Below are 22,024 nucleotides of genomic sequence, written 5' to 3' on the forward strand. Positions count from 1 at the left end.
TCAGGCCCGCGCCATGCGGCGTTTGATGCGCAGCATCGCAAGCGCCGCACGCGCGGCATCGCCGCCCTTGTTGAGCTCGCTGGCGCGCGCCCGCGCCCAGGCCTGCGCCTCATTATTGACGGTGAGGATGCCGTTGCCGAGCGGCAGCTTTCGCGCCACGGCAAGATCCATCAGCGCGCGCGAGGATTCCTGCGACACGATCTCGAAATGAATGGTGTCGCCGCGGATCACGCAGCCGAGCGCGATCACAGCGTCATAGGGCTTGCCGTTCGCCGCCGCCGCGTCGATGGCGATGGCCACCGCGGCTGGAATCTCCAGCGCGCCGGGAACCGTGACGACGTCGTGGGTCAGGCCCGCCGCCTTCAGCTCGGCGATCGCGCCGTCCAGAAGCGCGTCCTGGAGATCGTCATAGAACCGCGCCTCGACAATCAGCGCGCGCGCGCCGGAAATGTCAGTCTGGTCCTTCAGGGGTGCGCGCCGCGCGTCTGCCATCGTCTCAATCCGTTTACTGGGGTCGGCGCGTTATGTAGTCGCCGCAGGCACGTAAGCCAAGTTTTAAAGACACTGTCATTCCGGGGCGATGCGAAGCATCGAACCCGGAATCTCGAGATTCCGGGCCTGGTCCTGCGGACCATCCCGGAATGACGGCTCTGCCGTCACTTCATTTCCGTCAACCGCGCCGCATAGCGGGCCATCAAGTCGACCTCGATATTGACCTCGTCCCCCGCCTTCCAGCCACCGATCGTCGTGACCGAGAGCGTGTGCGGGATGATCAGAACCGAAAAAGTCACGTCCTTGACCGTATTGACCGTGAGCGAGACGCCGTCGAGCGTGATCGAGCCCTTGGTCGCGATGAACCGCGCCAGCTCCCGCGTGGTCGAGAGCTCGAACCGCGCCATGTCGGGCAGATCCTCGCGGCTGACGAGGGTCGCGATACCGTCGGCGTGGCCGGCGACGATATGCCCGCCGAGCTCGTCACCGATCTTGAGCGCGCGCTCGAGGTTGAGCCTGGTGCCGACCTTCCAGTGCTTGGCCGTCGTGAGTGCCAGCGTCTCCGCCGCAGCATCGACGTCATACCAGGTCCTTTGCTGGGAGTCCTTGCCGCCTGCGACGCCGGACGCAACCACAGTCAGGCACACGCCGTTGCTGGCGATCGAGGCGCCGTCGGCGATGGTGGTCTGATCGTAGCGGCAGGCGATGCGCAGCCGGTGCAACTGGCCCTGTGCCACGGGCGTGAAGCTGACGATCTCGCCGATATCGGTGACAATGCCGGTGAACATTACGCGCGCTCGTAGATGGTGAGAGTATCCTTGTCGAATGTTTCGCTAGCATGAACCTTGTAGGCCTGCGACTGCGTGATTTTCGACAGGGGCAATGCATCGAGCGCATCGACGCCGCCACTGCCGACCGCTTCCGCGCCGCGGAACAGCCAGATCTCGTCGACGAGGTCGGCCGCGACGAACGAAGCTGCAACGCGGCTGCCGCCCTCGACCATCAGGCGGGTGATGCCCTTCCCGGCCAGCGCATGCAGTGCGGCCGGCAAATCGAGCCCGGAGGCGCCTGCCGGCGGGATGCGGATCACTTGCGCGCCGGTCGCGCCGAGACGTGTTGCTGCCGCGGCTTCCGCAAGGTCGCAGCCCATCACCCAGAGCGGCGTCTCGCGCGCGGAGCCCACAAGCTTGCTCGCCCCGGGGATACGCAGGCTCTGGTCGAGCACCACGCGCACCGGCGAGCGCGCCGCCATGCCCGGCAGCCGGCAGGTGAGAAGCGGATCGTCCGCCAGCACCGTGCCGATGCCGACCAGGATGGCATCGCTCTGCGCGCGCAGGAGATGCACGCGATTGCGCGTCGCCTCCCCCGTGATCGCGACCGGCTTGCCGCCGGCGGCGCCAATCTTGCCGTCGGGCGAGACCGCGAGCTTCAGGATCACATGCGGGCGCTTGTCCCGGATGCGGCGGAAATGCCCGGCATGGTCGAAGGCGGCTTCCGCCGCGCACAGGCCCACGTCCACATTGATGCCGGCCGCGCGCAGCCGCGCGTGCCCCTGCCCCGCGACCTCAGGGTTGGGATCCTCGATCGCCGCCACCACCCGCTTGATGCCGGCCGCGATCACCGCGTCGGCGCAAGGCGGCGACTTGCCGAAATGCGAGCAAGGCTCGAGCGTGACGTAGAGCGTGGCGCCGCGTGCGGCTTCACCGGCGCGCCGCAGGGCTTCGGGCTCGCCATGCGGCCGTCCGCCCGGCTGGGTCCAGCCGCGGCCGACGATGACACCGTCCTTGACGATGACGGCGCCGACGGCCGGGTTGGGCCAGGTGCGTCCCTGCCCGCGCCGGCCCAGCGCCAGCGCCAGCTGCATGAAACGAAGGTCGGCGTCCTTGGCCTCGCGGGCTTTCTGCGCGAACTGATCCTCCAGGATGCGGAAGATCATTTGCGGATCGCGGCGAGCCGCGCTTCCTCCTCACCGGAGAGCTCGCCGAGCACGTCGGCGAAATCCTTGGCCTCGCGGAAATTGCGGTAGACCGACGCGAAGCGCACATAGGCGACGTCGTCGAGCGTGCGCAGATGCTCCATTACGGTCTCGCCGATCACCTCGGAGGAGATCTCGGCCTCGCCCCCGGTCTCGAGCTCGCGCACGATGGTGGAGACCATCTTCTCCACCCGCTCCGGCTCGACCTGCCGCTTGCGCAAAGAAATCTGCACCGAGCGCATCAGCTTGTCACGGTCGAACGGCACGCGGCGGCCGTTGCGCTTGATCACCGTGAGCTCGCGCAATTGCACGCGCTCGAAGGTGGTGAAGCGGAAATTGCAGGCGACGCACACGCGCCGCCTGCGGATCACGGAAGAGTCCTCGGTCGGACGCGAGTCCTTTACCTGCGTATCGAGACTGTTGCAGTTCGGACAGCGCATCCGCGTGACCCAGCCTTACTGATAGATCGGGAACCGATCGGTGAGCGCCTTGACGCGTTCCTTGATCGCGGCTTCCACCAGCGGCGCCTTGCCGTCGTCCGACTGCGCGATCGCGTTGAGGACCTCGGCGATCATGCCGCCGACCTGCTGGAATTCCGCGACGCCGAAGCCGCGGGTGGTCGCCGCCGGCGTGCCCAGACGAATACCGGAGGTCACAAACGGCGACTCGGGGTCGAACGGAATGCCGTTCTTGTTGCAGGTGATGGCGGCGCGAACCAGCGCCTTCTCCGAGGCGTTGCCCTTCAGGCCCTTCGGCCTGAGATCGACCAGCATCAGATGGTTGTCGGTGCCGCCGGAGACGATGTCGAAGCCGTGGCTCTTCATCGCCTCGGCCAGCGCCTTGGCGTTCTCGACGACGTTCTTGGCGTAGACCTTGAAGTCCGGACGCAGCGCCTCGCCGAAGGCGACCGCCTTGGCCGCGATCACGTGCATCAGGGGGCCGCCCTGCAGCCCCGGGAAGATCGCCGAGTTGAACTTCTTGGTCAGCGTCTCGTCATTCCACAGCATCAGGCCGCCGCGCGGGCCGCGCAGCGATTTGTGCGTCGTCGTCGTGGTGATGTGGGCGTGCGGCACCGGCGAGGCATGCACGCCGCCAGCGACGAGGCCCGCGAAGTGCGCCATGTCGACCAGGAGGTACGCGCCGACGCTGTCCGCGATCTCGCGGAAGCGCTTGAAGTCCCAGGCGCGCGAATAGGCCGAGCCGCCGGCGACGATCAGCTTCGGCTTGACCTGTTCGGCCTGCTTGGCAACCGCATCCATGTCGATGATCTGGTCCTCGCGGCGCACGGTGTAGTGCGCGGCCTTGAACCACTTGCCGCTCATGTTGACGGGCGAGCCGTGGGTGAGATGGCCGCCGGCCGCGAGGTCAAGACCCATAAAGGTGTCGCCGGGCTGCAGCAGCGCCAGGAACACCGCCTGGTTCATCTGGCTGCCGGAGTTCGGCTGCACGTTGGCGAATTTGGCGCCGAACAGCTTCTTGGCGCGGTCGATCGCGAGGTTCTCGGCGACGTCGACCCACTCACAACCGCCGTAGTAGCGCGCGCCCGGATAGCCTTCCGCGTATTTGTTGGTCATCACCGAACCCTGCGCTTCCAGCACGGCCCGGCTGACGATGTTCTCGGAGGCGATCAGCTCGACCTCGTGGCGCTGCCGGCCGAGCTCGCCCTTGATGGCGGCGGCGATTTCCGGGTCGGCCTGCTCGAGCGGAGCGGTGAAAAACGAATCGGGCGCGGAGGCGGTTTTGGGTGCGGTCATCTTGCGAATATCTCCACCGCCGCAGCCTTTTGGCGGGCTACGGGCGGTCTGGTGTGGCGATCGGAAGCGGCGAGCGCGATCTACCACATCGCCCGCAGCAGGCCAAGCATTTGCGGGTCGGGCCTGATATTTATGCAAGATATGGTGGAGGGTGGCGGTTTTCGGCACTTGGGCCGGCTCTGGGGAGCCGCCCGTCCACCCCCTCCCGAATGGGGCCGCTTTGGGTCCTAACTCCTCATCCGTGGAGCCGCCGGCTGCCTGTCACAGCCCGGTATACCCCGCCTTCACCGGGTCCACGCTGCCGTCGAGCTGGCGCAGATAGGTCAGGCCGCAGACCGTCAATCGGTGGGTGTCCTTCTCGCCCGCTTCCATCAGGATGTTGAGATAGTTCGTGACCTTCTCCCTCGCCTCCTCGCTGGCCGCGGCGGTGCGGTTGGCGAGCAGGTCATAGGTCTGCATGATGCGGTCGATGGCGGCTTCCATGGCACCCTCTGGTTCGTGCGATATTCTGGGTTCGTCGGTATTTTGGGACTGTTGATCAGGCAACCGCGCGGGCCTCGGCCTGCGCCTGGAACCGGGCGATCGCCGTGTTGGCGAGCCGGATCTTGTTGAACTCCCCGTTCTGGAGCAGCTTGATGATGATCCCGAGCAGGCGTTCGTCGGTGACGAGCGTATCGGGGATCGCGCCGGAACGGCGAAGGTAGTTCGCGGCAATGGCGTAGGCCTCGCTCACGAGTTCCACGTTCATCGCCTGCAGCCCGCGCTCGACCAGCATCGACCTTTCTCCGATCCGAAGGAGATAAGCGCCAGGCCCGGAACAGGTTCCGCGGGTCGCAAAATTTTCTTCGCAGGTGCAAAATGCAAAACGCACCGGTCCGGGGCAACTCCGGGCCGGCGCGCTGGGGAAGTTGAGGCACGTTCGGGCGGCTTGCCGGTCTTGTTGCGGGCCGGCTTGGCCTTATCCCTTGGAAACTCAGAGCCGATACAGGATCTGGTCGGTCCAGAACCGCTCGAGGCGGTGCAGTGACTTGTTGAGGGTCGAGAATTCCTCGCCCGAGATGCCGCCGACCTGCTCCACCGTCTTGACGTGCTTCTGGTAGAGCGCATCGACGATGCGGCGGACTTCCTGGCCCTGCGGGGTCAGGCGAATGCGCACCGAGCGGCGATCAACGCGCGAGCGCTGATGGTCGAGGAAGCCGAGCTCGACGAGCTTCTTCAGATTGTAGGAGACGTTGGAGCCGAGATAGTAACCGCGCGTGCGCAGCTCGCCCGCGGTCAGCTCCTTGTCGCCGATGTTGTAGAGCAGGAGAGCCTGCACCGAGTTGATGTCCGCGCGGCCGCGGCGATCGAATTCGTCCTTGATCACGTCGAGGAGCCGGCGATGCAGCCGCTCCACCAGAGTCAAAGCTTCCAGATAGAGCGACTGCACCGAACCCTGCTGGCCGGAGACGCGCTCTGCGGTATCTGCCGCAGTTGCGACGGCTTTCATCATGACACTTCCCCTGTTGTCGTTTTTATCGACACTTATTCGACGAAACTTGTGTCCCGTCTGATAGGTGCAACTTAAGGGGCTCGTTTGAAGATCGGCTTAAATAAGAGAATAAAGAGATCATGAATTTAAGACAGTGAATTGCGGATTAAGCCTGTGCCACAAGCACTTTTCGAAAGCCTCTGTTGACCTTCGCAAGGTCCTGTTCACCCTCCGTCCGCTGCAACTGTCGCATTCCAGAACAGCCCCGCTCCGTTTCGAAACGGGCGCGTAACGGCTGTGGCGGAACCGGCTGGTCAACGAAAACTTACCGCAAATTTTAGGCAACCAACGGTCAACCAATCCGGCACAACTCGGCGCCTTCGCTCTCGTGTCCCGGACAAGCGCAGCGAAGCGGGAGCGCAGAGCCGGGACCCAGAAAGCCACAAACGAGATCGCGGAGAGATGGGTCCCGGCTCTGCAACGCATCACGCCGCAAGCGCGGCGCGTTGTCCGCGCGCTACGGCGGCCGTTCGCGCGCGGCCATCCAGGCGAGCGCGAGATAGGCGGCGAGCATGAAGGCTTCGACGCCGACGACGATCAGGCTGCCGCCGTAGATGCCCGGGAACATCAGCTCGATCACCGCCATCGACACCACGGTGGTGAGCCACACCACCGCGCCCCACGGCGTTGCCAGCCACAGGCCGACCGCGGCGACGAGCTCGATCACCGCGAAGTAGACGGTCGCGGCCTGCCAGGCCATCGACTGGTTCTCGAACGCCTCGTCCTCGCCGCCGACGAACCCCGTCACCTGCGCCCAGTGATAGAGGCCCTTCAGGATCGAGAGCAGCGCCATCACCCGCAGGAACAGCACGAGGCGGCGCGTCCAGACATTGTCATCGGACTCCGAGCGCTCCGACGAGATCGCAGCCACCGACATCGCGCTGTCTCTGGCGCTGTCTCTGACGGCGTCCCTGGGGCTGCCGTCACGGGCCGCATCGCGGGTGGAAATCTCGGACATGGCCCCCTTCTGGCTGCTTCGGACTGCAAAATCAATCGGCGCCCAAGCTCGACTGCCAAGGTCAGCTCAATTCTGCCTTGCGGCAGGTCAAGCCGCGGTGGCGGGAACCATGCGAGCTGGTATAAGAATAATTCCAGCCGGAGGAAGAGTGATGGCGATCAAATACGGACGTCCGATCGAATTGCGCGAGGTTTCGCGCCGCGAGGGAGCGGCGGTGCCCCATGCCCTCGATCTGACCGTCCGCCCGCGCCGCAACCGCAAGGCCGAATGGGCCCGGCGGATGGTGCGCGAGAACGTCCTCACCACCGACGATCTGATCTGGCCCCTGTTCCTGATCGACGGCACCAACAAGCGCGAGCAGGTCGCCTCGATGCCTGGCGTCGAGCGCCTCAGCGTCGACCAGGCCGTGCGCGAGGCCGAGCGCGCCATGAAGCTCACCATCCCCTGCCTTGCGCTGTTTCCCTACACCGAGCCGTCCTTGCGCGACGAGGAAGGCTCCGAAGCGACCAACCCGAACAATCTGGTCTGCCAGGCGGTGCGCGCGATCAAGAAGGAGTTTCCGGAGATCGGCATCCTCTGCGACGTCGCGCTCGACCCCTTCACCAGCCACGGCCATGACGGCCTGATCTCGGACGGCAAGATCCTCAATGACGAGACGGTCGCCGTGCTGGTGCGCCAGGCGCTGGTGCAGGCCGAAGCCGGCTGCGACATCATCGCGCCCTCCGACATGATGGACGGCCGCGTCGCCGCGATCCGCGAAGGCCTGGACCGCACCGGCCTGCTCGACGTGCAGATCATGGCTTACGCCGCGAAATACGCCTCAGCCTTCTACGGCCCGTTCCGCGACGCCATCGGTTCGGCCAAGACGCTGACCGGCGACAAGCGCACCTATCAGATGGACAGCGCCAACACCGACGAAGCGCTGCGCGAGGTCGAGCTCGACATCGCCGAAGGCGCCGACATGGTGATGGTGAAGCCCGGAATGCCCTATCTCGATGTCGTCCGCCGCGTGAAGGACACGTTTGCGATGCCGACCTTCGCCTACCAGGTCTCGGGCGAATACGCGATGATCGCAGCCGCCGCCAACAACGGCTGGCTCGACGGCGAGCGCGCCATGATGGAGAGCCTGCTCGCCTTCAAGCGCGCCGGCGCCGATGGCGTGCTGAGCTATTTTGCGCCGAAGGCGGCGGAGAAGCTGCGCGCGCAGGGGTAAGGTGCCGTAGGGTGGGCAAAGCGAAGCGTGCCCACCAATCCATCCATCGCGCAAGTTAGCGGGCAATGGTGGGCACGGCGCTACGCGCCTTTGCCCACCCTACGTCACCGGTTTCCTGCGCGTCAGCGCCGCGCCCCATCCGCCCCCGAATCGCCGGAATATTTCGGCTTGTTAACGTCCCTGCGCCCTTGGCAGGGGAAGAGCCTGTTCCCATGTCCTGCCTTGAGGGTTTTCCTTCTGTTTCCCTCTGGGAGGACGGATCATGTCGTACGACTCGGGCAATTCGGGCGCCTGGCGCAATGACGGCGGGGCGCAGCCGCACGCCTACGACCCCTATCTGCACCCGGAGCTGTTCCGCGGCGTTGCGACGCGGCGCGTGTTCGCCTTCCTGATCGACATGGTAGTGATCTCGGTGCCGGTGATCCTCGGCTACATCTTCATCGCATTGTTTGGCGTGGTCACGCTCGGCATCGGCTGGGCGCTGTTCTGGCTGGCCTGGCCGGCCTCCGTGATCTGGGCCATCGTCTATTACGGCGCCTGCATTGGCGGCCCCTCCTCCGCGACGATCGGCATGCGGGTGATGGATCTGGAGCTACGCACCTGGTACGGCGCACCCGGTTACTTCGTGCTCGGCGCCACCCATGCCGTGCTGTTCTATGTGACGGTCTGCTTCCTGACGCCTTTCGTCGTGCTGCTCGGCCTGTTCAACGGCCGCCGGCGCTTACTGCACGATTTCGTGCTGGGAACGGTCGTGATCAACAATTCCGTCCGCGCGCCGGTGCCGCAGGCGGCAAGGACCTGGTGATCAACCGCCTACTAACCGGGATCCACTAAGGTGACTGCTGACCTGACCTGCCGAGCTGACCAATTGACCGGGGGCTTCCGTAGCGCGATGCTGATACTCACTTCGGAGGCCCACGACGTCCCTTGACCCAGCACTCGCGCGATACCCCCCAATTTTACCTTACGGCGCCGTCCCCCTGCCCGTATCTGCCGGGTCGACATGAGCGCAAGGTGTTCACGCACCTCGTTGGGGAGCGCGCCGGTGACCTCAACGACCTCCTGACCCATGGCGGCTTCCGCCGCAGCCAGTCGATCGCCTACCGGCCGGCCTGCGACCAGTGCCGCGCCTGCGTCTCGGTCCGGGTCATCGCCAACGAGTTCCGCCCCTCCCGCAACTTCCGCAAGGTGATGGCGCGCAACGCCGACATCATCGGCGAGCAGCGCAGCGCGGTGCCGACCTCCGAGCAATATTCGGTGTTCCGTGCCTATCTCGACGCCCGCCACCGTCATGGCGGCATGGCCGACATGACCGTGCTCGACTATGCCATGATGGTCGAGGACAGCCATGTCGAGACCCGCATCATCGAATACCGCAAGCGCGGCCCCGACAGCGGCATCACCGGCCGTGGCGAGGAGCTGATCGCGGTCGCACTCACCGATGTGCTCAGCGACGGCCTGTCGATGGTCTATTCATTCTTCGAGCCGGGCCAGGTCAGCCGCTCGATGGGCACCTTCATGATCCTCGACCACATCGCCCGCGCCCGCCGGCAAGGGTTGCCCTACGTCTATCTCGGCTACTGGATCGAGGGCTCGAAGAAGATGGACTACAAGGCCCGCTTCCTGCCGCAGCAGCGCCTCGCGCCTTCGGGCTGGCTGCGGATCGACGCACAGGGCGATGCGGCGTCCGAGCCGCAGGATTGACCCTCAAAATTGACCCTTCCGGCCTCGCGCCGACTTTCAACGCGCCAGAGCTACGACTGCCTCCGGGCCGGCCGCTTTGGAAATGCCCTCGCGGCCGAGGATGAATTTGAGCGCAGAGATTCCGGGAAGGAAGAAATAGCCTCCCCCCAGCGTCCGCGTAAAAGCAGCCAGCGACACTTCCTCGCCGCTTGCCAATCCCGGCATGGAGAAGCTCCTGGTGGCAGCGGGCTTGCCGACGAGAGGGTCGTCCTGGTCGTTGAGGCAGACGAACCGGGGATTTCGCAACCAGCGCTGGTAGATGAACTCAAACTGCCGCTCGAGATCGGCGTTGCACGCGATGAAGAAGATGCCCTTGCGCGGCTTATCGTTCGCAACCTCCTCGCGATAGGGCCGACCTCGGCGCAGCAGCCGGTGCAGCTTGACCGACTTGATGCTCGATTGCACGTCGATGCCGAGCGTATCCCTCGGATTGACCCGGCGGATATGGGCTCCCTTCGGACAGCCAAAGCCGTTCGCGTCGTCGACACGAAAGCGAAATGCATCGGCTTTCGAATCCGAAATCGAAACGTCGGGATCGCCCTGCCACGACAATGGCTTTCCATTCTTTCGACGGCCCATCACCTTCTCGCAGACGGCCTGGCCGTAGACCGCTTCAAATTTCGCGAACGCGTCGACATCCTGCTCGATCTGGCGAACCGCGAGATAGGTTCCGTTCAGCGCGAAGCGGCCGCTCGTATACGTGGCATCGCCCGGCCATCGCTTGACGTTGGGGCAATAGGTCAGCTCGTCATATTCGTTGCGATAGCCCAGAATGAATTCCCCCGGGGCGACGACGCGATCCTCGTACAGGATGCCGGCATCCCGCCTGATCTTCCTGCGCTCGGCGCCGCGCTCTTCCCTGAGCTCGCTGATCACGGGCTGCGCGAGGCCATCGCGAAACCCGAAGGACTCGTACAATCTCTCTTCTTCGTCGCCCGCCTTCTGCTGGAAGGCGCAGGGATCGTTGTCGATCTTGATGACATCGAACACGCTGGGATCAGGATCCAGTTCTGCTGACTTCTCCGGCGCGCTCGCCATCTCGGCAGCGCTCCGTCGCATTCTCCATTCGCCAACCAGGACATGCACGGGGTCGCCGGCACCGCCTTCAACATCGGACCAGCGCCATTCTCGCGGGCTGTCCCTCAACAGCAACGCGCGCAGGTCGCAGCCCATGCCGCTGCTGAACGGGGACGGGAACGGATGCGCAGCAGTCTCGTCGCATCCGAGCTTTGCCAGCCCCAAATAGCTGAAAGCGATCGCGACGGCATCGTCGACGGGGTGGGTCCTCGATTTCCTGACGTCGGCGGCACTGACGACCAGCTTCTTGTCGACGAGCCCTGCGAGCCACGCCCGGGCATCGTCCTCGCGGCCCGCCTTGATCGTCAGCAGCCAGAAGCGGCTGGTCTTCAACCAGCCAAAGCCGCTTCCGAGCATTCCCTGAATGTCCTCGAGCTGTTCGGAGAGATGCGAAGCCTTCATGTTTCGATCGCCCTCATGATGAAGTCGTCGTTCCTGTCGTTGCGCTCGCCGAACAGGGCATCGCGCAGCCCGGTCGCGAGGTCGATCTCCTCGATCGTCGCTTTGCACGCGTCGAAGCGATACATGTGCGGAAGCATGCTGTCGCGGGCGTAGGACTTGAATTTCAACTCGCACTTCACCCCGCGAAAAAGCACGAAACGCGTCGGCGGAAAATCGCGCGGCACCTTGATGTCCGGCTGCCCGACCGCCGCCGATCCCCGCGGCCTCAGCGTCGTCCATCGCCAGGCCAACGTGGTCCCGATCGTCGCGCCGTTGATGAAATCGTCGAGGTAACCGCCGAAATTGCCGTCATAGTTCGAGCAGAATAGAAAGCGCCGGCCGTCCTCGATAATGTGCCAATGGCCGAAATGGATACCCGGTGCATCACCGAGCCGCCCCTCGGTGAAGAACACCCGCCCAAAGAAGGTCACGACACGCAGGGACACACGGATCCACCAGGCACTCCATCCGTTCGGGCTGCGGATATCAGTCAGGCTGACCATGTGCGCGGTCCCACTGGCCAACAGCGCTTCGCACTGGTCGATTGACGGATGAACCTGCTGGGCCCGGGCAACATCGTCTTCGTAGGGATGAAAGAACCACTTGCTCAGGGCCTCAAACCGGCGATTGATCCAGGAGAAGAAGGTCCCGATGCAGAGCAGCGCGACGATCGCAAGCACGCCGAAGAGGGCGAGCTCCCATCCCGGAACCCGCGCAGTCAAAGCCGTGATCCCTTCCATGATCGGCTTGGGATAGAAGACGAAGACCACCGCGCACACCAAAATGGCAACGAGCAACGGCACGACCACGATCCAGCCGACCACACGGGTGGAGAATGACGACCACGTCTCGGTCGGCCGTTCGAGTTCGCGGCGGACGCTGTCCACCCATCGCCGCCAGGGCGCGAACAGGGCCGGCAGCGCGACCAGGAGCAGCCACCCCAGGAACAGCAGCGCGACAAAGGCGAGAAGCGCCCTGACGCTCGCCCACACGATCTCCATGCTCACAGTGCTTATGATGTCCACCACGTACTGCATCGGGGGATAGGATGCGCCGACGAACCAGGTGATCGCGCCGAACAATCCTTTCGGCAGCGCGCCCACGAGCCAGACCAGGGCCAGCCACAAGCCGAAAATCGTGAGCCCATAGCCGACCTTTGCCGAGATGCTCGCACCCTTCCCGCGCCAATAGGACCGCGGTGCAGGCTGCATCGCCCAGTCGAAGCGCGGGTCCTGGAATGCCCGCTGCGCCAGCGCAAGCGCGAACGATGCACGGTCATCGCCGTACATGGCTCTCAACTTGCGTCCCTCGTCCCGGGTCCATATCAGGAGGTCGTGCTCCTTCCTGATCTGGCGGGCCGTTCGGTCGCGAGGACCGACGAAACCGCCATCGGCGAGACTGAGCCACCCGATCAGCTTGTCGAACAATTGTCCGTTGCGCGCGCTCACCAGCGCAGGCCCGCCGCCGGGCCAGTAAGAGCTGAAGAGCGACCACATCGCGCCGCTGGGATGATGGACCAGCCGGTACAGCATGTCCTTGGGATCGATGCCTTCCTCGACGGCAAGCTCGAGCATCAGCAGCGGCGCCTGGTCCTCTGCGTCCGTGCGCGCCGGCAACAGTGCGATGGACGCGAATTGAATGACCGCAACATCCTCAAACAGTGCATTCAGCGCGGACTGCATGTCTCCCGAGTCGGAAAAATCCACCGCGCCGCGCCAGCCTGGCGCAATGATGCAGATCATCTGCTGCCGGACCATTTTGAGCATGGACTGTCCTTCCACGATCCGTCAGACGAAGTTCACGCGCATGCGAGACATCAATGGGCCGTCATAGGCGATGGCCTTGCCCTCGCCCCGCGTCAGTCGCAGCTCGGGCAGGATCAGCAGACCGATCAGCGCGCTGGTCAGGATTTCGACCGCGTAATCCTTGGCAGGACATTGGCGGGTGCCGTACCCGAACATCAGCCAGCGCAAATCCTGATGCGGCCCCCAATTGCGGGCGGGACAGAACTGACGGCTCTTCTTGACCACCCTGGAATCGAACAGGGCGGCGATCGACCAGATTGCCATCTTGCCGCCAGCGGAGCACGGCGCGTTGTGCCGCGCCCCGGTCTCGAATTCCGTATCGCGCGGCACGTCGCGCGCGAGCAGCGGAAAGATAGGCCGAAAGCGCATCAGCTCGAGCACGTGCTCGCGCACCAGATCGCGGAACTTGGCGTCTTGCCAAACGCGGGCCGGCCCGAGCCGCTCGGCTTCCGCCCGCAAGGCCCGGTGAACCCCGGAGCGCCCGAGCAACTCCTGCACGGCCAGTGCCCCCGACTGCACCGTGACCGGATGCGAAATCCAGGCAAGACCGGCGGCATTCCGCGTGATGGCGCTGGCAGTGCTCTGGACACCCCAAGCCTGTTCGATGTCGCGGCTCACGGCGGCGATACGTGCCCGCAACGCATCCGAGCAAAGTTCTGCCCGTCGCTGAACCCTCAGCGTCGCAGTGCTTCCGGCAAGGAGCTGGCCTGCGACATATCTGATTTCCAGGAGATATTGCCGTTGCAGCCCGGGGTCGTTGAAATTGCCATGCGCGCCCGCGACCACCTTGCCCGTTGCCGCCCCGAACAGCGGATCCATCGCTCGAAACACGATCCACATCAGGTAGTCGTCAATGAGGTCGAACGACTTGTTCGTGCCGAGTTGCCCAAGCTGCTCGACGAGTCGCTGAACCTCCTGATCGGCCGCAGCCGGCAAGCTCGCAGCCAGCAAAGCCAACCGGTCATCGAGCAGACGCCTGTCGTCGTGGTAGGTGGGACCCGGATCCATGCCAATCAGGTAATCGCCGGCGGCCAGATTGGCCGCATGGGCAGAGTTCGAGAAACTCTGCGGCCTGGTCAGGACACCCTTGACCGCACTGGCGCGCGCCGCCATGCCGAACCAGCCGCCCGCAAACGGCCAAAGCCGAAACAGGGCACCGACGGCTCGCAACGCCCTCGGACGGCGATTGGCCCAACAGAAGATCCCATAGGAGAGGCTGCGGAGCCCCGGCGGCATTGCATCAGGAGTGCCAGCTGAGATTTTCATGCTGCGTACCCGTCCTTCCGCCAATCTGCGAGCGCCGCGGCGGCCCGCATCCGGTAGTGAGGCATGCCCAGACGCTCCGCCGCCTCGGCGGTTCGCTTGAAATGCGCTTCGGCCCCGGCCTGATCGCCGGCTTGCCGCAGCGTTTCGGCGAGCTCGTACAGGGCTTCGGTCTGGTGTCCGTACTCCTCAGCGGCCTGCTCGACCGCCTTGCGTCCGACGGCGATCGCATCGTCCAGTCGTCCGAGCTTGCGATAGGCGACACCCAGGCTCACGCGCATGAACGTCCTGCCATAGGGGCCGGCCGCCTCGTAGATGCGATCGGCGAACCCCTTCTCCAGCATGGGCACCGCTTCGGCAGCCTTGCCATTGCGCGCCAGCGCGCTGCCGAGAACGCCGGTGCAGACGGACAGCATGGTCGGCACGTTGTGCGTCATGCATTGCTGCACACCCGTGCGCATCAGGGACTCGGCGCGGTCGAGCTCCTCGCGTTCGACCCAGATCTGCGATTGGACCGTGTCGATCAACAGACGGGAATATGGGTGATCGATGTTGGATAGAATCTCATAGCTCTTGGCGAAGAAATCGTCCGCGGCGCCGCCATCCCCGAGGCGCCACAGCGTGCTGGCATGAAATGCGTACAGGTTGATGATCGGAATCGCGGCCCAGCCGGGCTGGACATAATGCGCCGACAATTCCGGTTCGTAGTCCGACAGCAGGATGCGGCCTTCGGCCGCCGCGTCCGCGTACCGCCCGAGCGCATGCAGATGCATGAGGCGGGTCTGATGCGCCGCCATCATCATGTGACGACGCTGTGCGAGGCGAGCCGCTTCCAGTCCCTGCGAAGCGTAACCCAGACCTTGCTCGAAACGTCCGCGCATCCACAGAAACACCGCCGTCTCGGTCGAAACCGCCGCTCGTGCACGCTGATCGTTCAGTTGCACGGCGATGGCTTCAGCCCGCTCCATGTTGTCGAAGATCTCGTCGATCTGCCCGAGAGCCAGCATTGCGCCAATGGCCTCCAGCCGGAGCGCGAGCTCCAGGGTCTGGGCGGTCGTCGCGCCCTCGACGCGCCGTGCCGCCTGGATGCCCTTCTCCAGCAATTGGACGGCCTCCCGATTGGCCGAGCGCGAGATGGCACGCGCCATCGACTTGACGGCGAATCTTGCCGCCTGCTCCCATTCCTCGCCCCCGAAGGCATGATGCGCCAGTGCCGGCGCGGCATCGACATCGGCGGCCCCGGGCTGGGCGTGCAGCGCCAGGAAGGCCTGGCGATGCAGCGCCTTGAGCCTGGCGCGCGTGAGCACCCCAAGCACGACGTCACGGACCAAGGCATGGCGGAACGCGAAGGCGTGCGATCCGTGCGAGCCCCTCGCCTGATCCGGACTCGTCAGCAATCCGGATGCGACACAAAGGCCTAGCAATTCTTCGGCGCGATCGAGGTCCACGGCCTGCATCGCGGCAACCAGATCGCGCGTGATGGGATCACCAAGGATGGCCGCAGCCTCGAGCGCCGACTTTGCGGCTTCGGGCAGCCTGTCGACCCGCGCCCCGATCACCGCCGCGATGGAGCCCGGCACCCGCAGCTCTCCGAGAGGCCTCTGCAAACGGTAGGCGCCGGGGGTCCCTTCCAGCGACCCGTCATCGATCAGCGTGAAAACCAGTTGCTCCAGGAAGAAGGGATTGCCGTCGGCGCGCGCGACCAGTTCGGTCATGACGCCAAGCACGGACGGATCATCGCCGAGACAGGCGCGCGCGAGCTGGAGCATTTCTCCGTCGCCCAGCGGCTCGATCACGCGCTCGGAAAACCAGGACGCCCGACGCCACTGATGGTCGAAATCCGGGCGATAAGTGACGCAAATCAGGACCGGCAGCGCCTGAAGTTTTGGAAGCAGGCCCTCGAACAGCCGCCGGCTCTCGCGGTCGGCCAGGAAGACGTCCTCGAGCACGAGCAGGAAAGCGCCGGACCGCACGCGTCTGCGCACGAGCCAGAGCAACGCCTCGCCGATCCGGCGCCGTCGTTGCGCCGGGTTCAGCGCCAGCCAGGCCTCATCCGGCGCCGCAAGTCCCAAGAGATCATTGACCGCCGCCAGATGCTCGGCGCCGTCATCGGGCCATTTCGCAATCAACGCCTGCTTGGCGGAATGCCGAATGTCTGCCGCGCTGGTTTGCGCAAGCCCGACCAAACTTGCGGTCAGATCGGTGGCGGTGCTGTAGGCCCGCGTGCTCGCGTACCCTCTCGCCTGCGAAAAGCAGACGTCCACGCCCTCTTGCGCGAGGCTGTCCATCCAGTCGACGATCAGGCGCGACTTGCCGATCCCGGCATCGCCACACAACCCGATGGTTCGCATTCCGGACTTTTGAACGGTCTCCAGGGTCCCTTCCAGGATCCTCAAGGTGTCTTCGCGTCCGATCAGAGGCGCCCAGCGCGGCTTCCGCGTCAATGGCGCGGCCGCCGAACTTTCGGTCTCCACCACGACTTCATGGACTTCGATCGGAACATCCAGTCCGCGCACGATCCGCACGCCCGCCGTACGCGTGTCGATCTGCTGCGCGACCAGCCGCTGCGTCGCGGCGCTGATCAGGATACCGCCGGGCGGCGCCATCTTCTCAAGTCGCGAAGCGAGATGGATTGTCTTTCCGTCCGCGCCGTAGTGCGACCACCGGTACTGTCCGACGATACCGACCAGCACCTCGCCCGAATTGATACCGATGCGTAGCGTCGGGCTGACAACGCCTCCGATATCTTGGGCTGGAATGGATGCTCTCTGCATCTTGAGAGCGGCAAGGCACGCCCGCAGGGCGTGGTCTTCCTGCGCCACGGGCGCGCCGAACAAGGCGACGAGGCCATCGCCGAGCAACTGGCTCACCGTGCCGCCATAGGTCTCGACCGCGTCAGCCAACCGGTCCAATGCCCTGCCGAGATAGGCGCGGGCTTCCTCGGGGTCGACATGCTGCAAAAGGGAGGTCGAATTGCAGACGTCGACGAACAGCACGCTGACCTGCTTGTTTTCAGTCAGCATCTGCGAGCGAACGGGAAGATGATGGTGCAGCTGGACGACGTGCGCATCGCGCTCCGGGGCGCCCGGCTCCTCCGCGTTACGATTGAGACTCGCGCCACATTGAGAGCAGAAGCGATGCTCGCGGGAAATACGGGCTGAACAAGCGGGACACCTGGTCACGGCAGCACACACTCATCAATGACTTGAACGAAATTACCAACGCGTTCTGGCTTGAACATCGCCCCTTCGAGGCGTGAACCCGCTCAGCAGAAAAACAAGCTGTCGAACAATCCAAACGATCAAATCAAAAATTTCGTGCGCCAACTCTATTCGCGCACAACCGATAGATGAGTCCGGAGAATTGCAGTGGCCGCTCTTGGTCCGGCGCAGGATCCGCCGATCATCCCGCCGGAAGCAAAATCAATGCTGAAACAGGGGTTATTATTGTACGCCCGGTCAGCAATTGCAACTAGTATACGCGCGCCGCACAAATTGAAAAGTGACAGTTTGCCAAATCGAGTTCCGACGCCAGGTTTTGCAACCCCTGCGCGCGAAATCGAAAGCAAAGTCGCCAGCCAGGACATCTAACGGTGCCACGGGACAAGCGTCACTGCGGACTAGCGTGGGCAGACGCTCGCTTTCGGGAAGGTCACGCTCGCTGCCTGATCGGGGGCCGTCCGAGCAAGGCCCACTTCAACCGGCCGGATAGATAGCCGCCGCCCTCACCCGAACAGCGTATCTACCAGCAGCTTCACGTTCAAAATCACGATGACGCCCGCGACGATCCACGCGATCGTCGCGACATATCCCGGAATCGCGAACTGCCCCATCTTGCGACGGTCGGAGACGAAGCGGACCAGGGGGATCACCGCAAAGGGCAGCTGCATCGACAGCACCACCTGGCTGAACACGAGCAGATCAGCGGTGCCGCGCTCGCCATAGATCGCCGTCACCACGATCACCGGAACGATGGCGATGCCGCGGGTGAGCAGGCGGCGCGCCCAGCTCGGCAGGCGCAGGTCGAGAAAGCCTTCCATCACGATCTGGCCGGCGAGAGTCGCCGTCACCGTCGAGTTGAGGCCGGAGGCGAGCAGCGCCACCGCGAACAGCGTCGAGGCGATGCCGAGGCCGAGCAGCGGCGACAGCAGCTCGAAGGCCTGGCCGATCTCGGCAACGTCGGAATGGCCGCTCTTGTGGAAGGTTGCGGCTGCGACCACCAGGATCGCGGCATTGATGAACAGCGCCAGCATCAGGGCGATGGTCGAGTCCGTCGTCGCCCATTTGATCGCCTCGCGCCGGCCGGTGTCATTGCGCTCATAGGCGCGCGTCTGCACGATCGAGGAATGCAGATAGAGATTATGCGGCATCACCGTCGCACCGATGATCCCGATCGCGATGTAGAGCATCTCGGGGTTGGTGAAGATCTCGCTCTTCGGCATGAAGCCGTGCAGGACCTCCGCCACCGGCGGCGCCGCAGCCACGATCTGGACCGCGAAGCAGACCGCGATCACCGCCAGCAGCGCGATGACGAAGGCTTCGAGGAAACGGAAGCCGCGGTTCATCAGGAGCAGCAGCAGGAAGGCATCGAGGGCCGTGAGCAGCGCGCCGCCGATCAGGGGAATGCCGAACAGCAGCTTCAGCGCGATCGCGGTGCCGATGACCTCGGCGAGATCGCAGGCGATGATCGCCGCCTCGCAGGCGAGCCAGAGCAGGAAATTCACCCCCGGCGAATAGGTGGCGCGGCAGGCCTGCGCGAGGTCGCGGTCGGTGACGATGCCGAGCCGTGCCGCCAGCGACTGCAGCAGGATCGCCATCAAATTCGAAAGCAGGATGACCGACAGCAGCGTGTAGCCGAACTTGGAGCCACCGGCGAGGTCGGTCGCCCAATTGCCGGGGTCCATGTAGCCGACCGAGACCAGATAGCCCGGGCCGACAAAGGCGAGCAGCCGGCGCCACCAGCGGCCCGCGGCCGGAATGGCGACCGTGGCGTTGACCTCGGCGAGACTTTTGGTGACGGGCGCATCAGCGCGCCAGCCGGCGGCGTCGGGACTCAAATCAGGCGATCGGGCATCCATAGGGCGAGAATACCGAAATCGAGTCTTATTGCAACTCATTTGCAACTGCATCTAGCGGCATGGGTTCCCGTTCCTGCCGTTATTCGCCGCCGTGTCGGGAAGCGGGTGGGTTTGGCGGCCGTTGGCGCCGGATACTGGCGCCAACCCGACTTTGCAGGAAATGAGCCATGTCAAACCCGCCTCGCCTCCCCGACACCTTTGGCCGCCTCGCCTGGTCCAACCTCGCGGCGCAGTCGGCCGAGCAGATCGCGCTGGCCGCAGCTCCCATCGTCGCCGTGCTCACGCTCGGGGTCGCGGAAGGCCAGACCGGCCTGCTGCAGACCGCGCTGACCCTGCCCTTCGTGCTGTTCGCGATTCCGGCCGGCCTGCTCGCCGACCGCATCTCGCGCCGCTCGCTGATGGCCGGGGCCGAGGCGCTGCGGGCGGTGGCCCTCGGGACAATCGTGCTGCTACTCGCGCTCGGCGCCCTCAATCTTCCGCTGCTGGCGCTGCTCGGCTTCGCAGCCGTGTGCGGCACCGTCGTCTACAGCGTGGCCGCGCCGGCGCTGGTGCCGTCGTTGGTGAGCTCCGACCTCCTGCCGGCGGCGAATGCCCGGATCGAGCTGGCGCGCACCGTCGCCTTCGCCAGCGGACCCGCCCTCGGCGGCGCACTGGTGGGATGGTGGGGCGCGAGCCCGGCGTTCGGCTTCGCCGCGGCGCTCTCGGCGATTGCGGTGGTGCTGCTCTCGGGCATCTTCGAACCGGCGCGCGCGCCCGCCCCGCGGCGACATCCGTTCCAGGATATCCGCGAAGGCACGGCCTTCGTATTCCATCATCCGCTGCTGCGGCCGGTGTTCATCACCCAGTTCATCTTCAACACCGGCTGGTTCCTGCAGATCGCGGTGTTCGTGCCCTATGCCGTGCGCCATCTCGGCCTCACCGCCGCCGGCGTCGGCACGGTGCTGACCATGTACGGCGTCGGCATGGTGATCGGCGCGCTGTTCGCGACGCGCGTGATGCAGCGCGTGGCTTTTGGCACCGTCGTCGGCCTCGGCCCGGTGACGGGCTTCGTTGCAGCTGTGGTGATGGCGCTGACGGTGCTGGTCCCCTCGCCCTGGCTCGCGGCGTCGAGCTTCTTCCTGCTCGGCGTCGGGCCGATCCTCTGGGTGATCTCGACCACGACGCTGCGCCAGTCCGTGACGCCGCCGCGCCTCTTGGGCCGCGTCTCCGCCATCAACATCATGAGCTACGGCGCGCGCCCGCTCGGCTCGGCGCTGGGCGCGGTCGTCGGCGGCCTCTGGAGCGCCGAAGCCTGCCTTTATCTCGCGGCGGCCGTGTTCGGCGCGCAGGCGCTGGTGATCTGGCTGTCGCCCGCGGTGGCGCTGGATCGGCAGCCGGAAATGGTGGGGGATGAAGTCGCGGCGCGGTGCTAATTCGCCAGGTACCGCTCGTAGCTGCCCGTCACCGGCTCGCTGGCGTCGACCTCGGGATCGAGCGTGTAGAGATCCTGCGCGCGGCCGATGCCGCGCAGCGCGTAGCGGCCGGTGGAGACGAGATAGCGCCGGCCGGCGGCATCCAGGCCCTTGTAGAATTCCGCCGATGCCAACAGCTCGCGGTCGACCGAGCGGCTCATCGAGGCGATGCGGCTGACTTCATTGACGGTCGGGCCGACAACCGTGAAATCGAGCCGGTCCTCGCTGCCGATATTGCCGTAGAAGACCTCACCGACATGCAGGCCGATATAAGCCGACGTGGTCGGACGGCCGTCGGCCTCGCGCCGCTTGTTCAGCGCCGCGACGTTCTTGCGGAACAGATGCTCGGCGCGGAGCGCAGCGCGCCGCGCATCCGCCATGTCCTCACCCCAGAACATCGCGAGCACGCCGTCCCCGATCAGCTTGAGCACGTCGCCGCCGGCCTCGTGGATCGCGTCGATCACGGCCTGCGCGTAGTCGTTGAGGAACGGGATGATCTCGTCGGGGCCGATGCTCTCGCTTATTCCGGTCGAGCCGCGCAGATCCGAGTACCAGAGCACGGCGTTGATGCGCTCGGTGACGCCGCGCGAGATACGGCCGCGCAGCACCTGCTCGGAGGCGTCGCGGCCGAGATAGACGCGCCCGAGCGTGCGCGCGATGTCGACCTGCTGGGCCGATTTGATCGCGAGCCCCAGCACCGGCACGAGATCGCGCAGCGCCTCGAGCTCGCCGCCGGAGAAGCCGCTGTCGCGGCGCGTGGTCCAGCAGGAATAGAGGCAGTCCATCAGGCCGAGCGCGCCGTTCTCGCCGAAGCGATGCACGAAGGCGAGATAGTGCTTGTGGCCTTTTTCGGCGAGCTCGCCGATCTGGGAGAAATCCATCGACGGCGCGTCGGCCAGATCGATCACCATCTCGTCGTGGCCATGCTCCAGCATGTGGAAAAACACCGAGCGGCGCCAGCTTGCGGCGGCGTCGCCCTCGGCGGTCGAGCGGTATTCGAACGCGTCGCTCTCGTTGCTGGGACGGTCGCTCCAGCGGAAGCCGCGGCCCTCATAGATCGGATGCAGCGTGTCGATCACGACCAGCGCACGCGACAGCTCCAGCCCCTCGGCGCGGCAGCGCTCGCAGAAGCCGCGGAGCAGTTCGTTTTCGGGAAGGCCCGTGAGCCCCTGGCCGGTCAGCCAGTTCATCAGCGCAAGGCGCGAGGTCAATTGCATGCGCCATTATGGCGTGCATTCGTGACG

20 protein-coding genes are annotated in these 22,024 nt (G+C 65.2%); 5 read left to right on the forward strand and 15 right to left on the reverse strand.

The genetic code is table 11. The annotated features are described in order from the left end of the window. The 9 genes from ribH to GGD62_RS06155 all read right to left on the reverse strand — a co-directional run bounded on the left by ribH (position 1) and on the right by GGD62_RS06155 (position 6,710). Positions 1-492, reverse strand: coding sequence for a 6,7-dimethyl-8-ribityllumazine synthase (ribH, locus tag GGD62_RS06115; protein ID WP_183707503.1), 492 nt, complete (start codon positions 490-492; stop codon positions 1-3). A 164-nt stretch (positions 493-656) separates the two neighbouring features. Continuing rightward, positions 657-1,280, reverse strand: a complete 624-nt coding sequence (locus tag GGD62_RS06120; RefSeq protein ID WP_183234467.1) for a riboflavin synthase — start codon at positions 1,278-1,280, stop codon at positions 657-659. Continuing rightward, a complete protein-coding gene (gene ribD, locus GGD62_RS06125; protein WP_183707505.1) occupies positions 1,280-2,428 on the reverse strand; it encodes a bifunctional diaminohydroxyphosphoribosylaminopyrimidine deaminase/5-amino-6-(5-phosphoribosylamino)uracil reductase RibD in 1,149 nt (382 codons plus the stop codon). The genes GGD62_RS06120 and ribD overlap by 1 nt, the downstream gene beginning before the upstream one ends. Further along, on the reverse strand, positions 2,425-2,907 hold the full coding sequence (gene nrdR / locus GGD62_RS06130; RefSeq protein WP_011087793.1) for a transcriptional regulator NrdR: 483 nt from the start codon (positions 2,905-2,907) through the stop codon (positions 2,425-2,427). The genes ribD and nrdR overlap by 4 nt, the downstream gene beginning before the upstream one ends. A gap of 15 nt (positions 2,908-2,922) precedes the next feature. Then, on the reverse strand, positions 2,923-4,221 hold the full coding sequence (gene glyA / locus GGD62_RS06135) for a serine hydroxymethyltransferase (RefSeq protein ID WP_018320044.1): 1,299 nt from the start codon (positions 4,219-4,221) through the stop codon (positions 2,923-2,925). A gap of 261 nt (positions 4,222-4,482) precedes the next feature. Further along, positions 4,483-4,704 (reverse strand): hypothetical protein, encoded by a 222-nt coding sequence (locus GGD62_RS06140; RefSeq protein WP_018320042.1) that lies wholly within the window; start codon positions 4,702-4,704, stop codon positions 4,483-4,485. Between the two features lie 55 nt (positions 4,705-4,759). Next, positions 4,760-4,996, reverse strand: coding sequence for a hypothetical protein (locus GGD62_RS06145; RefSeq protein ID WP_018320041.1), 237 nt, complete (start codon positions 4,994-4,996; stop codon positions 4,760-4,762). Between the two features lie 198 nt (positions 4,997-5,194). After that, positions 5,195-5,713 carry a transcriptional regulator LdtR gene (ldtR, locus tag GGD62_RS06150; RefSeq protein ID WP_018320040.1) on the reverse strand — a complete coding sequence of 173 codons (519 nt, stop codon included), beginning with the start codon at positions 5,711-5,713 and terminating at the stop codon, positions 5,195-5,197. Between the two features lie 496 nt (positions 5,714-6,209). After that, positions 6,210-6,710 carry a DUF6163 family protein gene (locus tag GGD62_RS06155; RefSeq protein ID WP_018320039.1) on the reverse strand — a complete coding sequence of 167 codons (501 nt, stop codon included), beginning with the start codon at positions 6,708-6,710 and terminating at the stop codon, positions 6,210-6,212. 151 nt (positions 6,711-6,861) lie between these two features. On the opposite strand from GGD62_RS06155, the gene hemB reads away from it, so the two are divergent. From hemB to GGD62_RS06170, 3 genes are all read left to right on the forward strand, one after another. Then, positions 6,862-7,923, forward strand: a complete 1,062-nt coding sequence (gene hemB / locus GGD62_RS06160; RefSeq protein WP_183707507.1) for a porphobilinogen synthase — start codon at positions 6,862-6,864, stop codon at positions 7,921-7,923. A 262-nt stretch (positions 7,924-8,185) separates the two neighbouring features. Continuing rightward, entirely contained in the window at positions 8,186-8,728 is a 543-nt protein-coding gene (locus GGD62_RS06165; protein ID WP_018320037.1) for an RDD family protein, read from the forward strand. Positions 8,729-8,850: 122 nt separating this feature from the next. After that, positions 8,851-9,627, forward strand: a complete 777-nt coding sequence (locus GGD62_RS06170) for an arginyltransferase (RefSeq protein WP_018320036.1) — start codon at positions 8,851-8,853, stop codon at positions 9,625-9,627. A 36-nt stretch (positions 9,628-9,663) separates the two neighbouring features. Here GGD62_RS06170 and GGD62_RS06175 read toward each other — a convergent pair whose 3' ends face one another. From GGD62_RS06175 to GGD62_RS06190, 4 genes are all read right to left on the reverse strand, one after another. Beyond that, positions 9,664-11,145, reverse strand: a complete 1,482-nt coding sequence (locus GGD62_RS06175; protein ID WP_179740192.1) for a Dyp-type peroxidase domain-containing protein — start codon at positions 11,143-11,145, stop codon at positions 9,664-9,666. Then, entirely contained in the window at positions 11,142-12,890 is a 1,749-nt protein-coding gene (locus tag GGD62_RS06180) for a hypothetical protein (protein WP_312014245.1), read from the reverse strand. Before GGD62_RS06180 ends, GGD62_RS06175 begins: the two co-directional genes overlap by 4 nt. A gap of 81 nt (positions 12,891-12,971) precedes the next feature. Beyond that, on the reverse strand, positions 12,972-14,102 hold the full coding sequence (locus GGD62_RS06185; RefSeq protein WP_246799990.1) for a cytochrome P450: 1,131 nt from the start codon (positions 14,100-14,102) through the stop codon (positions 12,972-12,974). A gap of 149 nt (positions 14,103-14,251) precedes the next feature. Next, positions 14,252-17,275 (reverse strand): adenylate/guanylate cyclase domain-containing protein, encoded by a 3,024-nt coding sequence (locus GGD62_RS06190; protein WP_210317725.1) that lies wholly within the window; start codon positions 17,273-17,275, stop codon positions 14,252-14,254. A 345-nt stretch (positions 17,276-17,620) separates the two neighbouring features. On the opposite strand from GGD62_RS06190, the gene GGD62_RS06195 reads away from it, so the two are divergent. Beyond that, the gene (locus GGD62_RS06195; RefSeq protein WP_183707513.1) at positions 17,621-17,842 is read left to right on the forward strand and encodes a hypothetical protein; all 222 of its coding nucleotides are present in this window, start codon (positions 17,621-17,623) and stop codon (positions 17,840-17,842) included. 134 nt (positions 17,843-17,976) lie between these two features. Here the strand turns inward: GGD62_RS06195 and GGD62_RS06200 are convergent, their stop codons facing one another. Beyond that, positions 17,977-19,329 carry an Nramp family divalent metal transporter gene (locus GGD62_RS06200; protein ID WP_183707515.1) on the reverse strand — a complete coding sequence of 451 codons (1,353 nt, stop codon included), beginning with the start codon at positions 19,327-19,329 and terminating at the stop codon, positions 17,977-17,979. 167 nt (positions 19,330-19,496) lie between these two features. Here GGD62_RS06200 and GGD62_RS06205 point away from each other — a divergent pair, with 167 nt between their 5' ends. Next, on the forward strand, positions 19,497-20,741 hold the full coding sequence (locus GGD62_RS06205; protein WP_183707517.1) for an MFS transporter: 1,245 nt from the start codon (positions 19,497-19,499) through the stop codon (positions 20,739-20,741). On the opposite strand, the gene GGD62_RS06210 is transcribed toward GGD62_RS06205, so the two are convergent. Next, the gene (locus GGD62_RS06210; protein WP_179740201.1) at positions 20,738-21,997 is read right to left on the reverse strand and encodes an adenylate/guanylate cyclase domain-containing protein; all 1,260 of its coding nucleotides are present in this window, start codon (positions 21,995-21,997) and stop codon (positions 20,738-20,740) included. The two genes, GGD62_RS06205 and GGD62_RS06210, sit on opposite strands and share 4 nt — an antisense overlap. Positions 21,998-22,024: the final 27 nt, after the last annotated feature.

Source organism: Bradyrhizobium sp. ERR14 (assembly GCF_014198235.1).
GTDB lineage: Bacteria > Pseudomonadota > Alphaproteobacteria > Rhizobiales > Xanthobacteraceae > Bradyrhizobium.

Coding starts and splice junctions, on each gene's coding strand:
- GGD62_RS06145 (WP_018320041.1), bottom strand. CDS start 4,996: ATGCTGGTCGAGCGCGGGCTGCAGGCGATGAACGTGGAACTCGTGAGC.
- glyA (WP_018320044.1), bottom strand. CDS start 4,221: ATGACCGCACCCAAAACCGCCTCCGCGCCCGATTCGTTTTTCACCGCT.
- GGD62_RS06120 (WP_183234467.1), bottom strand. CDS start 1,280: ATGTTCACCGGCATTGTCACCGATATCGGCGAGATCGTCAGCTTCACG.
- nrdR (WP_011087793.1), bottom strand. CDS start 2,907: ATGCGCTGTCCGAACTGCAACAGTCTCGATACGCAGGTAAAGGACTCG.
- GGD62_RS06155 (WP_018320039.1), bottom strand. CDS start 6,710: ATGTCCGAGATTTCCACCCGCGATGCGGCCCGTGACGGCAGCCCCAGG.
- ribH (WP_183707503.1), bottom strand. CDS start 492: ATGGCAGACGCGCGGCGCGCACCCCTGAAGGACCAGACTGACATTTCC.
- GGD62_RS06190 (WP_210317725.1), bottom strand. CDS start 17,275: ATGCTGACTGAAAACAAGCAGGTCAGCGTGCTGTTCGTCGACGTCTGC.
- ribD (WP_183707505.1), bottom strand. CDS start 2,428: ATGATCTTCCGCATCCTGGAGGATCAGTTCGCGCAGAAAGCCCGCGAG.
- GGD62_RS06140 (WP_018320042.1), bottom strand. CDS start 4,704: ATGGAAGCCGCCATCGACCGCATCATGCAGACCTATGACCTGCTCGCC.
- GGD62_RS06205 (WP_183707517.1), top strand. CDS start 19,497: ATGTCAAACCCGCCTCGCCTCCCCGACACCTTTGGCCGCCTCGCCTGG.
- GGD62_RS06210 (WP_179740201.1), bottom strand. CDS start 21,997: ATGCAATTGACCTCGCGCCTTGCGCTGATGAACTGGCTGACCGGCCAG.
- GGD62_RS06165 (WP_018320037.1), top strand. CDS start 8,186: ATGTCGTACGACTCGGGCAATTCGGGCGCCTGGCGCAATGACGGCGGG.
- GGD62_RS06175 (WP_179740192.1), bottom strand. CDS start 11,145: ATGAAGGCTTCGCATCTCTCCGAACAGCTCGAGGACATTCAGGGAATG.
- GGD62_RS06185 (WP_246799990.1), bottom strand. CDS start 14,102: ATGGCGGCGCGCGCCAGTGCGGTCAAGGGTGTCCTGACCAGGCCGCAG.
- GGD62_RS06200 (WP_183707515.1), bottom strand. CDS start 19,329: ATGGATGCCCGATCGCCTGATTTGAGTCCCGACGCCGCCGGCTGGCGC.
- hemB (WP_183707507.1), top strand. CDS start 6,862: ATGGCGATCAAATACGGACGTCCGATCGAATTGCGCGAGGTTTCGCGC.
- ldtR (WP_018320040.1), bottom strand. CDS start 5,713: ATGATGAAAGCCGTCGCAACTGCGGCAGATACCGCAGAGCGCGTCTCC.